Annotated in this window: 9 protein-coding genes; 7 read left to right on the top strand and 2 right to left on the bottom strand. The window is 60.6% G+C overall.

The window, feature by feature from the left end; genetic code table 11:
* Positions 1-22: 22 nt before the first annotated feature.
* The 6 genes from LOY55_RS20210 to LOY55_RS20185 all read left to right on the top strand — a co-directional run bounded on the left by LOY55_RS20210 (position 23) and on the right by LOY55_RS20185 (position 10,405).
* Positions 23-1,750, top strand: a complete 1,728-nt coding sequence (locus LOY55_RS20210; protein ID WP_223522543.1) for an autotransporter assembly complex family protein — start codon at positions 23-25, stop codon at positions 1,748-1,750.
* Complete coding sequence (locus LOY55_RS20205; protein WP_223522544.1) at positions 1,747-5,415, top strand: translocation/assembly module TamB domain-containing protein; 3,669 nt, start codon at positions 1,747-1,749, stop codon at positions 5,413-5,415. Before LOY55_RS20210 ends, LOY55_RS20205 begins: the two co-directional genes overlap by 4 nt.
* 238 nt (positions 5,416-5,653) lie before the next feature.
* Positions 5,654-6,127 carry a MarR family winged helix-turn-helix transcriptional regulator gene (locus tag LOY55_RS20200; RefSeq protein ID WP_109786615.1) on the top strand — a complete coding sequence of 158 codons (474 nt, stop codon included), beginning with the start codon at positions 5,654-5,656 and terminating at the stop codon, positions 6,125-6,127.
* The gene (locus LOY55_RS20195; protein WP_109786614.1) at positions 6,124-7,593 is read left to right on the top strand and encodes an efflux transporter outer membrane subunit; all 1,470 of its coding nucleotides are present in this window, start codon (positions 6,124-6,126) and stop codon (positions 7,591-7,593) included. Before LOY55_RS20200 ends, LOY55_RS20195 begins: the two co-directional genes overlap by 4 nt.
* Before the next feature lie 15 nt (positions 7,594-7,608).
* Positions 7,609-8,811 carry an efflux RND transporter periplasmic adaptor subunit gene (locus tag LOY55_RS20190; protein WP_109786613.1) on the top strand — a complete coding sequence of 401 codons (1,203 nt, stop codon included), beginning with the start codon at positions 7,609-7,611 and terminating at the stop codon, positions 8,809-8,811.
* A 64-nt stretch (positions 8,812-8,875) separates the two neighbouring features.
* Positions 8,876-10,405: a DHA2 family efflux MFS transporter permease subunit gene (locus tag LOY55_RS20185; RefSeq protein WP_223522545.1), complete on the top strand. Its 1,530-nt coding sequence runs from the start codon at positions 8,876-8,878 to the stop codon at positions 10,403-10,405.
* A 182-nt stretch (positions 10,406-10,587) separates the two neighbouring features.
* Here the strand turns inward: LOY55_RS20185 and lpxH are convergent, their stop codons facing one another.
* Positions 10,588-11,340, bottom strand: coding sequence for a UDP-2,3-diacylglucosamine diphosphatase (gene lpxH / locus LOY55_RS20180; protein ID WP_223522546.1), 753 nt, complete (start codon positions 11,338-11,340; stop codon positions 10,588-10,590).
* On the bottom strand, positions 11,337-11,840 hold the full coding sequence (locus LOY55_RS20175) for a peptidylprolyl isomerase (RefSeq protein WP_034146890.1): 504 nt from the start codon (positions 11,838-11,840) through the stop codon (positions 11,337-11,339). The genes lpxH and LOY55_RS20175 overlap by 4 nt, the downstream gene beginning before the upstream one ends.
* Positions 11,841-12,090: 250 nt before the next feature.
* On the opposite strand from LOY55_RS20175, the gene LOY55_RS20170 reads away from it, so the two are divergent.
* The gene (locus LOY55_RS20170) at positions 12,091-13,788 is read left to right on the top strand and encodes a glutamine--tRNA ligase/YqeY domain fusion protein (RefSeq protein WP_109786610.1); all 1,698 of its coding nucleotides are present in this window, start codon (positions 12,091-12,093) and stop codon (positions 13,786-13,788) included.
* Positions 13,789-13,801 lie beyond the last annotated feature (13 nt).

The raw sequence follows: 13,801 nt of genomic DNA, 5'->3' as shown, positions 1-13,801 counted from the left end.
GCTCGTGATAGCATCCGTGCCTATGAAGTTTCCAGGAAGATTTACCAGTGGCGTACTGATGCTGTTAACCAGCAGTGCGGCACTGGCCCAAAGTGAATTGGATGTGCGGATCAAACCGTCCAATGATGAGCTGAAAGCCAATGTAGAGGGCTATATCGGCAACCTTGGCGATCGTGACGAAGAAGCGCTGCTGCGCTTCAGTCGTGGCGCCGAGCAGCAGGCGCGCAAGGCCGCCCAGGCCTTGGGTTATTACCAGCCGCAGATCGACAGTAATGTGAAGGGTGGCAAGACGCCGCGCCTGGTGCTCAACATCGACCCCGGCGAGCCGGTACACCTGCGCAATGTCACGATTCGCGTCGACGGCCCGGCGGCAGACCTCAAATCCTTTCGTGTGCCCCAAGGCGCTTCGCTGAAAACCGGTGCGGTGCTCAATCATGGTCATTACGAAGACGCCAAGCGCCTGATCCAGAATCAAGCCTCGCGCTTCGGCTTTTTCAGTGGTCACTTCACCAGCCAGAAGTTGTCGGTGGACCCGCGCGCCGGCGTGGCCGATATCGAACTGATCTACAACAGCGGCCCGCGTTATGCGCTGGGCAAGGTCAGTTTCGAAGGCGACACGCCTTTCGATGAAGACCTGCTGCAACGCATGGTGCCGTTCAAGGCCGGCGCGCCTTATGACTCTGAGCTCATCGCCGAGCTCAATCAGGCGTTGCAATCGAGTGGCTATTTCGAAGGTGTGCGCGTCGATGCAGCACCCACGGCATCCAAAGATGACGTGATCCCGGTGGACGTCAAACTCGAAACGCGCAAGCCGCGAACCATGGGCCTGGGCCTGGGTTATTCCACGGACGTCGGTCCCCGGATCAAGGCCAACTGGACCCGGCACTGGGTCAATCCGCAGGGGCATAGTTATGGCTGGGAAGCCGAGCTATCGGCGCCCCGGCAAAACGTCGGGCTGTTCTACGACATCCCGCTGGACCCGCCACTGACCGACAAACTGCGTTTTGCCGGTGGTTACCAGAACGAAGACATCGCCGGTACCGACACCCACAGCAAGCTGCTGACCCTCGGCCCGGAATGGCACAGCAAGTTACCCAGTGGCTGGCAGCGCGTGGTGTCGTTGAAATGGCAGCGTGAGGATTACTCACTGGGTGACGACGCGGGTTTGAGTACGTTGCTGATGCCCGGCGTCAGCTATTCCTACCTGAAAAGTGACAACCGCATCGACCCGCACAACGGCTATCGCCTGCAATTCGAGTCCAAAGTGGCGAAAGAAGGCCTGGGTTCAGACAGCAACTTGCTATACGGCACCGCGTTGGTGAAAGGCTTGACCACGGTCTTTGACAAACACCGCTTTCTTGGCCGGGTGCAGGTGGGCGGCAGCGCCACCAATGGCTTCAGCTCAGTCCCGCCGTCGCTGCGGTTTTTCGCCGGTGGTGATCAGAGCGTGCGCGGTTACGACTATCAAAGCCTGTCCCCGGAAAACTCCGAGGGCGACCGCATCGGCGGCCGCTACATGGTCGCAGCCAGCGCCGAATACCAATATTCCGTCGCCGAAAAATGGCGGGTCGCGACCTTCGTTGATCAGGGCAACGCCTTCAATACACTCGAATTGCCGAACCTCAAGACCGGTGTGGGTATCGGCGTGCGCTGGGTCTCGCCGGTAGGGCCGATCCGTCTTGACCTGGCCCATGCGCTGGACGACGACGGCGGCATTCGACTGCACTTTTCCATGGGGCCTGAGCTTTGAATCGTGGTTTGAAAATAACGCTGCTGGCGATTCTGGCGCTGCTGATGCTGGTGCTGCTGAGCGTGGTGTCGGTGCTGGGTACAGCCACGGGCAGCCGCTGGGCATTGGGGTTCGTGCCGGGTCTGACCGTCGAGAATTTCCAGGGCCGTTTGGGCGGACAGTGGAGCGCCGATCATGTGCTGTGGCAGCAAGACACCCGCCGGGTTGAACTGAGCAAGGTGATTTTCGCCTGGTCACCGTTGTGCCTGACGCGCATGACCCTGTGCCTTGAGCAAGTGAAGGCTGACCAGGTCAGCCTGCAATTTCCCCCGGGCGCTGAAGAGCAAAGCAGCGGGCCGCTCAGCCTTCCGGAATTGAAGTTGCCCGTGGCGATCGAGCTGGGTGACGTCCAGGTCGGCAGCCTGCTGTTCAATGGCAGCGAAGCGCTCAAAGGCCTGCAATTGGCGGCGCACTGGACGGTGCAAGGCTTGCAGATCGACTCGGTGAAGTTGCAACGCGATGACCTGAGCCTGAACCTCTCCGGCCTGTTGCAGCCCAGCGGTAATTGGCCACTCAAGGCTGAAGGCAATCTGACCCTGGCGACCCCGGGGCCTTGGACACTGGCGTTGAAGGTTGACGGCGATCTGCTGAAAACCCTGAACTTGAAAGCCGACAGCAGCGGTTACCTGAACGGGCAACTGACCGCTGAACTGCAACCCTTGGTGGAAAACCTGCCGGCCAAGGTGCGGATCACCGCCGATGGCTTCAAGGCCAGTGCCGACCTGCCGGACACGCTGCAACTCAATCAACTGGAACTGACCGGCGACGGTGATCTGAAAAACGGTTATCAATTGCTCGGCAAAGCCTCTTTGCCCGCCGAGCAAGGCCCGGTCGCGTTACTGCTGCAAGGCAAGGTCGACGCCAAGGGCGCGCAGATTGCCGGGTTGGACCTGACGGCCAACGACAAGCAATCCCTCAAACTCACCGGGCAGTTGGACTGGAGCAAAGGCCTGAGCGCCGATGCGAAGATCGACTGGCAGGATTTCCCGTGGCACCGACTCTATCCGCTGATCGACGAACCGGACGTCGCGTTGCGCCGCTTCAATGGCGACATCTCCTACACCGACGGAAAATACCTTGGCAGCTTCAACGCTGCACTGGATGGGCCGGCCGGCGCTTTCACCCTGAACAGCCCGTTCAGCGGCGACCTGACGAGAATCTACCTGCAACAGATTGAGCTCCAGGCGGGGCAGGGCAAGGCCGAAGGGCATCTGAACCTGCAATTCGCCGACGGCATTGCCTGGGATACGGCGCTCGACCTCTCGGCGATCAACCCGGCGTATTGGGTGGCGGAACTGCCGGGCACTCTCGCTGGGCCCTTGCGCAGCAAAGGCGAGATGAAAAATGAACAGCTCAGCCTGACCGCCGACCTCGATCTGAAAGGCAAACTGCGTGGCCAGCCGGCGGTGATTCAGGCCAAGGCTGACGGTGGCGGCGAGCAATGGAACCTCAATGCGCTGCACGTTCGTCTGGGCGACAACAGCATCAATGGCAAAGGCAGCCTGCAGCAGAAACTCGCCGGGCAGATCGACATCAACCTGCCGCGTCTGGCGCAACTCTGGCCGCAACTTCGTGGGCAACTGAACGGGCGCATCGATGTCGCCGGTACGCTGAAGGCGCCGCAAGGCAAGCTTGGGCTGCAAGGTTCGCAACTGGCGTTCCAGGACAATCGCCTGCAAAGCCTGAACCTGGACGCGACCCTCGACAGTGCGCAACGGGCGAAAATCGAGCTCAAGGGCAGCGGCATCCAGGCCGGTGATACGTCGCTGGGAACGCTGACCGCCAGCGGTCAGGGCGACATCAAAAACCAGAAACTGACGCTCGACCTGCAAGGGCCGAAGCTCAAATTGGCGCTCGGCCTCGATGGCAATCTGAATCAGGGCAACTGGCGCGGGCGCTTGGCCAACGGCGATATCCAGGCCGGCGGGCAAGACTGGAAGCTGCAAAGCCCGGCGAAACTGGAACGACTGGCGGACGGCCAAATCACCTTCGGGGCACATTGCTGGGCGTCCGGCCCGGCCAGTCTGTGTGGTGAGGATTCGCGCCTGATGCCTGAGCCGAAGTTGCGTTATCACCTCAAGCAGTTCCCGATCGACAGCCTGGCGCAGTGGTTGCCGAAAGATTTCGCCTGGAAGGGCAGTCTCAATGCCGACCTGCAACTGGACTTGCCGGCCAGCGGTCCGAACGGTCAGATCAGCATCGACGCCAGCGGCGGTACGTTGCGCATGAAGGAAAAGGACCAGTGGCTGGACTTCCCGTACCAGACGCTGAAAATCACCAGCAAACTCACGCCCAAACGCATCGACACTGACCTCAACTTCGTCGGCGGCAAGCTCGGCGAGCTGATGGTCCAGGCGCAGATCAATCCGCTGCCCAAGAGCAAACCTGTGAGCGGCTCGTTCCGCCTCAGTGGGCTGGACCTGTCGGTGGCGCGGCCATTCGTGCCGATGGTCGAAAAGCTGACCGGGCGTTTGAATGGCAGTGGCACGATTTCCGGTGGCCTGTTGGCGCCGCAGGTCAACGGCAGCCTGCTGCTCAGCGACGGTGAAGTCTCCGGGGCCGAGTTGCCGATGGCGCTGCAAGCCTTACAACTGCGCGCGGTAATTGCCGGTGAAACCGTGCAATTGAACGGCGACTGGAAAAGCGGCAAGACCGGGCAGGGCACGCTCAACGGCAACATCGACTGGGGGCAGGCGCTCATGGTCGACCTGGCGCTCAAGGGCTCACAATTACCAGTCACCGTCGAGCCGTACGCCAAGCTGGAAGTCGCGCCTGACCTGAAGATCTCGATGAAAGGTGACGAGCTGGCCATCGCCGGCAAAGTACTGGTGCCCAGAGGCGAGATCACCATTCGTGAGTTGCCGCCTTCCACGGTCAAGGTGTCCGATGACGTGGTGATCGTCGGTCAGCAGACCGAAGAGGGCAAACCACCCCTGGCCATGAAGATGGACATCGATGTGGTGGTCGGCGAAGACAAACTGAGCTTTGCCGGGTTTGGCCTGACTGCGAATGTGCAGGGCCATGTGCACATTGGCGACAACCTGGACACGCGCGGCGAGTTGTGGCTCAACGACGGGCGTTATCGCGCCTACGGCCAGCGCCTGTCCGTGCGTCGGGCACGATTGCTGTTTGCCGGCCCGCTCGATCAGCCTTACCTGGACGTCGAGGCGATTCGCCAGACCGACGACGTGATCGCCGGCATTCGCCTGAGCGGCAGCGCCGAGCAGCCAACCACGCAGATCTTCTCCGAACCGGCCATGAGCCAGGAACAGGCCTTGTCCTATCTGGTGCTGGGTCGTCCGCTGAGCAGCAACGGCGAAGATAACAACATGCTTGCCCAAGCTGCGCTTGGGTTGGGCTTGATGGGAAGTGCGGGAGTGACTGGCGGGCTGGCCAAGGACCTGGGGATTCAGGATTTCCAGCTCGATACCCAGGGCAGTGGCAGCACCACCAGCGTGGTTGCCAGCGGCAATATCTCCGAGAAGCTCAGTTTGCGTTATGGCGTTGGCGTGTTTGAACCGGCCAACACCATTGCCTTGCGCTACAAGCTGAGCAAGAAGGTCTACCTCGAAGCCGCCAGCGGCGTGGCCAGTTCGCTGGACATCTTCTACAAGCGGGATTTCTAAGACCCCGTCACTTTTTCAAACCGAGTCGCTGCCATCGCGGGCAAGCCCGCTCCCACAGGGGATTACACCGATCCTGTGGGAGCGAGCTTGCCCGCGATAGCGTCCGTGCGCGCGCCACAATATCCGACGCCTTTGGTCAACTAAATACGAAGCAACCTAACTATTGCGTTGACATTGGCTGCCTAGGCAGTAACATCTCGTCATACATTCTCTGCCTAGGCAGCTAATTGGTGGCCAGATGAAACATTTCTCTCCGGACGATTTCCAGAATTGCCACCTCGGGCTCCTGCTCGGGCGCGCCGCGCTGCTCAAGGACCGGATTCTCGACACCCATATGGAACCCCACGGCATCACCGCCGCGCAGTTCAAAGTGCTGATCATCATTGGCCAATACGGCGTCGATACGCCGGCCGAGCTGTGCCGTCATCTGTCGCTGGACAGTGGTTCGATGACCCGCATGCTCGATCGTCTGGAACAGAAGGGTTTCCTCGCCCGCCAACGCAGCGAGGCGGATCGCCGTCAGGTTCAACTGGTGCTGACCGAAGACGGCCAGAAGCTCGCCGACCGCCTGCCGCACATCGGTGCAGAAGCGATGAACGAACTGGCCGGCGCCATCACCCCCGATGAGCTCAAGACCCTGGAACACATCCTCAAGAAAATCCTGGTGGCTGCCGGTGACTCGATCACCCTGCTGCGGGTAGGTGACAAATGAACAGTAAAACCCTGCGTACGAGCCTGAGTCTGGTGCTGTTGGCCATGACGCTGGCGGGTTGCGCCAGCTACAGCGGCCTGACCACCGAAGGCGTCAGCCTCGATGCGAAAAACCTGAAGGCCGGACAATCGTTGAACGGCGTCACGTTGTCGCCAGCGGCCTGGCCAAAAAACGATTGGTGGAAAAGCCTCGGTGATCCGCAGCTGGACGGTTTGATCCGCGAAGCTTTGCACGACAGCCCGGACATGCAAATTGCCGACGCTCGTGCCCACCAGGCCAGCGCTGCCGCTTACGCCGCCGACGCCGCCCGCATGCCGACCCTCGACGCCAGCGCTGGCGTCAGCCGTTCGCGACTCTCTCGGGATCAGGACCCGAGCGGGCAGGGCGGTACTTACGCCACCGTGCGTAACATCGGTGCCAGCTTCAATTACAACTTCGACCTCTGGGGCGGTCAGCGTGACGCCTGGGAAGCGGCGTTGGGCGAAGCCCGCGCTGCCGAAGTCGATCAGCAGGCCGCCCAGTTGACCTTGTCCGCCGATGTTGCCCGCGCCTACAGCGATCTGGGTCAGGCGCACATCGTTTACGACCTGGCCAACGAGGACCTCAAGCGCACCCGGCAAATGCTCGATCTGGGCCAGCGTCGCTTGAGTTCGGGCATCGACAGCCAGTATCAGTTCCAGCAAACCGAAAGCCTGGAAGCCACTTCCGAAGCCAGCCTGATCGACGCTGAAAAACGCCTGAACAGCGCAAAAATCGCCCTGGCGGTGTTGCTCGGCAAAGGCCCGGATCGCGGCAACGAAATCGCCCGTCCAAAAATCCTCCAGGCCAGCGCCGTGGCATTGCCGTCGGTATTGCCCGCCGAGTTGCTGGGTCGCCGCCCGGACCTGGTGGCTGCACGCTGGCGGGTCGAGGCGGCGAGCAAGAACATTGCCGCCGGCAAGACCCAGTTCTATCCCAACTTGAACCTCAGCGCCGCCGCCGGTGCCGAATCGTTGTTAGGGGATGCCATGTTCGGGTCGGCCAGTCGCTTCTTTAATGTCGCGCCGACCATTTCGGTGCCGATTTTCGACGGCGGCCGGCTGCGCGCCGACCTCGATTCGCGCGATGCCGATTACGACCTCGCGGTGGCGCAGTACAACAAAAGCCTGGTGAAAGCGCTCGGCGATGTCAGCGACACGATCAACCAGTTACGCGATATCGGCCGGCAAATCGGTGCTCAGCAGCACGCCACCGACATTGCCCAGGATTCTTACAACACCGTGGTCCAGCGGTACGGTTCCGGCATCGGTAACTACCTGGACGTGCTCAGCATCGAGCAGCAATTGCTCCAGGCCCAGCGTCAGCTGGCCAACCTGAATGCCGAGCAGATCGACTTGTCGATCCAATTGATGCAAGCGCTGGGCGGCGGATTTCAGGGCGACACCCTGACCGCAGCCAACGCCATCCCAGCCACGCAGCACAACTAATTCAAGGTATTTGTCATGGCCACCGTCGATACACCTCAAGCCCCGGATAACGCTCAAGACACGGGCAATCCGCGTAAACGCAAAGTCATGCTGGTCGCTCTGGCCATCGTGGTTGTCCTCGCCGGAGTCGGCGTCTGGGGTTATCACGAACTCTACGGGCGCTGGAATGAAAGCACCGACGACGCCTACGTCAACGGCAACGTCGTGGAAATCACCCCGCTGGTGACTGGCACCGTGGTCAGTATCGGCGCTGATGATGGCGACCTCGTCCACGAAGGCCAGGTGCTGATCAACTTCGACCCGAACGACGCCGAAGTCGGCCTGCAAAGTGCCCAGGCCAATCTGGCCCGCACCGTGCGCCAGGTGCGTGGTTTGTACAGTAACGTCGATGGCATGAAGGCTCAGGTCAACGCGCAACAAGCCGAAGTGCAGAAGGCGCAGGACAACTTCAACCGCCGGAAAAACCTCGCCGCCGGCGGTGCGATTTCCCAGGAAGAGCTGTCCCACGCTCGCGATGACCTGACTTCGGCGCAAAACGCCCTGGCCAACGCCAAACAGCAGCTGAAAACCACCAGCGCGCTGGTCGATGACACCGTGGTTTCGTCGCACCCGGACGTGATGTCGGCCGCCGCGCAACTGCGTCAGGCCTACCTGAACAACTCGCGCAGCACCTTGATCGCGCCGGTCACCGGTTACGTGGCCAAACGCTCCGTGCAATTGGGTCAACGGGTTCAGCCGGGCACTGCGCTGATGGCCGTGATTCCACTGGATCAGCTGTGGATCGATGCCAACTTCAAGGAAACCCAACTGCGTGACATGCGCATCGGTCAACCTGTGGACATCGAAGCCGACCTGTACGGCAGCGACGTGAAATTCAGCGGCACCATCGACAGCCTTGGCGCCGGCACCGGCAGCGCGTTTGCCCTGCTCCCGGCGCAAAACGCTACCGGTAACTGGATCAAGATCGTGCAACGGGTGCCGGTGCGGATCCACATCAACGCCGAAGAACTGGCCAAGCATCCGCTGCGGGTTGGTTTGTCGACGCTGGTCAATGTGAACCTGCGCGACCAGAGCGGCCCGGTACTGGCACAACAACCGCCGCAAAAGGCCTCGTTCAGCACCAATGTCTACGATCGTCAGTTGGCCGAGGCCGACGCAATGATCACCCAATTGATCCACGACAACAGCGCCGCGGTCAGCAAAACCGCGCAACGCTGATTCGCCAATCCGTCAGTTGCGCCCGTAGTGGGCGCAGCGCCTGCGTTGTTTCAAAGGATTCGCGATGAGCAATAACGCCTCTTTCACGCCGCCCAGCCTGTTGCTCAGCACCATCGGCCTGTCGCTGGCGACCTTCATGCAAGTGCTCGACACCACCATCGCCAACGTGGCGCTGCCGACCATTTCCGGCAACCTGGGCGTGAGTTCGGAGCAGGGCACCTGGGTGATTACTTCATTTGCCGTGAGCAACGCCATTGCGCTGCCGCTGACCGGTTGGCTCAGTCGGCGCTTTGGTGAAGTGAAGCTGTTTCTGTGGGCCACGGTGCTGTTTGTGCTGGCCTCGTTTCTCTGCGGTATCTCGACCTCGATGCCGGAGCTGATCGGCTTTCGGGTGTTGCAAGGGCTGGTCGCCGGTCCGTTATACCCAATGACCCAAACGCTGCTGATCGCGGTTTATCCGCCCGCCAGGCGCGGCATGGCCCTGGCGTTGTTGGCGATGGTCACGGTGGTGGCGCCGATTGCCGGGCCGATTCTCGGTGGCTGGATTACCGACAGTTACAGCTGGCCGTGGATCTTCTTCATCAACGTGCCCATCGGCATTTTCGCGGTGATGGTGGTGCGCCAGCAGCTCAAGGCACGACCGGTGGAAACCAGCCGTCAGCCGATGGATTACGTTGGTTTGATCACGCTGATCATTGGCGTCGGGGCCTTGCAGGTGATTCTCGACAAGGGCAATGACCTGGACTGGTTCGAGTCGAACTTCATCATCCTCGGCGCGGCCATTTCAGTGATTGCGCTGGCGGTGTTTGTGATCTGGGAAATGACCGACAAGCATCCGGTGGTCAACCTGCGGCTGTTTGCCTATCGCAACTTCCGCATCGGCACGCTGGTGCTGGTGTTGGGGTACGCCGGGTTCTTCGGCATCAACCTGATCCTGCCGCAGTGGCTGCAAACCCAAATGGGCTACACCGCGACCTGGGCCGGTCTGGCCGTGGCGCCAATCGGGATTCTGCCGGTGATCCTGTCGCCTTTTGTCGGCAAGTATGCGCACGATTTCGACCTGCGGTTGTTGGCCGGGTTGGCGTTTTTGGCGATTGGCCTGAGTTGTTTCATGCGCGCCGGGTTCACCAATGAAGTCGACTTCCAGCACATTGCCCTGGTGCAACTGTTCATGGGCATCGGCGTGGCACTGTTCTTCATGCCGACCCTGAGCATCCTGATGTCAGACCTGCCACCGCACCAGATCGCCGATGGCGCGGGCCTCGCGACCTTCCTGCGCACCTTGGGCGGTAGTTTTGCGGCGTCGTTGACCACCTGGATCTGGATTCGCCGGGCGGACCAGCACCACGCGTACCTGAGTGAAAGCATCACCACTTACGACCGGGCAACCCGCGATGCGTTGAACACGCTGGGCGGGGCGGGGAGTCCGGCGTATGCGCAACTCGATCATGTGCTGACCAGTCAGGCGTACATGCTCTCCACCGTGGATTACTTCACGTTGCTGGGGTGGGGGTTCATGGGGTTGATTCTGATTGTGTGGCTGGCGAAACCACCGTTTGCCGCCAAAGCAGGCCCTGCGGCATCCGGGCATTGAGTGAAGATCGTTCCCACGCTCCGCGTGGGAATGCAGCCCGGGACGCTCCGCGTCCCATCCAAAGCCGAACGCGGAGCGTCCGTTGAGGCATTCCCACGCAGAGCGTGGGAACGATCAAATGATGTTGAATTTGAGTCCGCTATCGCGAGCAGGCTCGCTCCTACAGGGTGTGTGTCCGGCAGTCAGCTCGTGGGGGCTGCCAGTTGCGGCGGCGGGGCGAAGTCGAACGGTGCCAACGCAAACCCGTTCTCATCCACCTGCAACGCCCAACCCTGACGATCCCAATCCCCCAACACAATGCGCTTGGCCGCCTGCTCGCCAAGTTGCAGTTTATGGATGGCAGGGCGGTGGGTGTGCCCGTGGATCAAGGTCTTCACCCCGTATTCCTGCATGATTCGCGGAATTTCCTCGGGCGTGACATCAACAATGTCATTGGCCTTCATCCGCGTTTGCGTGCGGCTTTCACTGCGCAGCTTGCGGGCCAGTTTATGGCGCGTGCGCAGCGGCAAGTGACGCAGGATGAACAGGGTGACGGGGTTGCGCAGGTAACGACGCAGCTTCATATAGGCTTCGTCGCGGGTGCAGAGGCTGTCGCCGTGCATCAACAGTACCGGCTCGCCATAAAACTGCACGACACTCGGGTCCTTCAACAACGTGCAGCCGGCCAGTTTGCAGAAGGCCTGGCCGAGCATGAAGTCGCGATTGCCGTGCATCAGAAAAATGGCCGTGCCGCTGTCGCTCAATTCGCGCAGGGCCTGGCAGATGGAGCGCTGAAAGGGCGTCATGGCATCGTCGCCAATCCACGCTTCGAAAAAGTCGCCCAGAATGTACAACGCACTCGCCGAGCGGGCGCGTCCGGCGAGCAAATCCAGAAACGCCCGGGTAATGTCCGGGCGCTCCTCTTCCAGATGCAAGTCTGAAATCAGCAATATCACTCAATGATCTCGGCTTTCTCGATGATCACGTCGTCTGCTGGAACGTCCTGGTGGCCGGACTTGGAGGTGGTGGCCACGCCTTTGATCTTGTCGACAACGTCGGTGCCGGCAGTCACTTTACCGAATACCGCGTAGCCCCAACCCTGGACATTCTTGCCGCTGTGGTTCAGGAAGCTGTTGTCAGCCACGTTGATGAAGAACTGGGCGGAAGCCGAATGCGGCTCCATGGTGCGGGCCATGGCAACGGTGTACTTGTCGTTGGAAAGACCGTTGTCAGCTTCGTTCTGGATGCTTGGGCGCTTGTCTTTCTTTTCTTTCATGCCTGGCTCGAAACCGCCGCCCTGGATCATGAAGTTACCGATGACGCGGTGGAAAACGGTGTTCTCGTAGTGACCGGCTTTAACGTATTCGACGAAGTTAGCCACGGTGATCGGGGCTTTCTCGGCGTTCAGTTCCAGGACGATGTCGCCATGGTTGGTGGTCAGTTTGACTTGGGTCATGATCGGTACTCTATCTGGGAATTCGTGGGTTTCGGGGCATTACAGCCCCCAACCGGTTTGGCCAGTAACAGCCAAGGTGCGCAGTTTAGCGTGCCGGACGCGAATTTCGAGGCTGTTTTTCATTTATGGCCTATTAAATACGACCGTTTGCAGGCGCGCTCTGTCAGGTGCTTGACAGCATCGGCTATGATAGCGGCTTTGTTTTATCTGGCCCTTCTTCTGGCCGCGCACTTGTACGTTCAAGGATCCTATGAGCAAGCCCACTGTCGACCCTACCTCGAATGCCAAGACCGGCCCTGCCGTGCCGGTCAATTTCCTGCGCCCGATCATCCAGGCGGACCTGGACTCGGGTAAGCACACGCAGATCGTCACCCGTTTCCCGCCTGAGCCCAACGGCTACCTGCACATCGGTCACGCCAAGTCGATCTGTGTGAACTTCGGCCTGGCCCAGGAGTTCGGCGGCGTCACGCACCTGCGTTTCGACGACACCAACCCGGCCAAGGAAGACCAGGAATACATCGACGCGATCGAAAGCGACGTCAAATGGCTGGGCTTCCAATGGTCCGGCGAAGTGCGCTACGCCTCGCAGTATTTCGACCAGTTGCACGACTGGGCCGTCGAACTGATCAAGTCCGGTAACGCCTATGTCGACGACCTGAGCCCTGAACAGGCCAAGGAATACCGTGGCACCTTGACCGAACCGGGCAAGAACAGCCCGTTCCGCGAGCGTTCCGTGGAAGAAAACCTGGACCTGTTCGCCCGCATGAAGGCTGGCGAGTTCCCGGACGGCGCACGCGTGCTGCGAGCCAAGATCGACATGGCCTCGCCGAACATGAACCTGCGCGACCCGATCATGTACCGCATCCGTCACGCTCACCACCACCAGACCGGTGACAAGTGGTGCATCTACCCGAACTACGACTTCACCCACGGTCAGTCGGACGCCATCGAAGGCATCACCCACTCGATCTGCACCCTGGAGTTCGAAAGCCATCGTCCGCTGTACGAGTGGTTCCTCGAAAACCTGCCAGTGCCGGCCAACCCGCGCCAGTACGAGTTCAGCCGTCTGAACCTGAACTACACCATCACCAGCAAGCGCAAGCTCAAGCAACTGGTCGATGAAAAGCACGTCAACGGCTGGGACGATCCGCGCATGTCCACGCTGTCGGGCTTCCGCCGCCGTGGCTACACGCCGAAATCGATCCGCAACTTCTGCGAAATGATCGGCACCAACCGTTCCGACGGCGTGGTCGACTTCGGCATGCTCGAATTCAGCATCCGCGACGACCTCGACCACAGCGCCCCGCGTGCCATGTGCGTGCTGCGCCCGCTGAAAGTCGTGATTACCAACTACCCGGAAGGCCAGGTCGAGAACCTCGAACTGCCGTGCCACCCGAAAGAAGACATGGGCATGCGCGTTCTGCCGTTTGCCCGTGAAATCTACATCGACCGTGAAGACTTCATGGAAGAGCCGCCAAAAGGCTACAAGCGCCTGGAACCGGCCGGCGAAGTGCGTCTGCGTGGCAGCTACGTGATCCGTGCCGACGAAGCGATCAAGGACGCCGACGGCAACATCGTCGAGCTGCGTTGCTCCTACGACCCGGACACCCTGGGCAAGAACCCTGAAGGCCGCAAGGTCAAAGGCGTGGTGCACTGGGTGCCAGCGGCCGCCAGCGTCGAGTGCGAAGTGCGTCTGTACGATCGCCTGTTCCGTTCGGCCAACCCTGAGAAAGCCGAAGACAGCGCCAGTTTCCTGGACAACATCAACCCTGATTCGCTGCAGGTACTCACCGGTTGTCGTGCCGAGCCTTCGCTGGGCAACGCACAGCCGGAAGACCGTTTCCAGTTCGAGCGCGAAGGTTACTTCGTCGCGGATATCAAGGACTCGAAACCAGGTCAGCCGGTATTCAACCGTACCGTGACCCTGCGTGATTCGTGGGGCCAGTGATTTAGCGTCAAGG

This window comes from Pseudomonas sp. B21-040, from assembly GCF_024748695.1.
Lineage (GTDB): Bacteria > Pseudomonadota > Gammaproteobacteria > Pseudomonadales > Pseudomonadaceae > Aquipseudomonas.
This window is presented reverse-complemented; position numbering and strand designations above follow the sequence as displayed.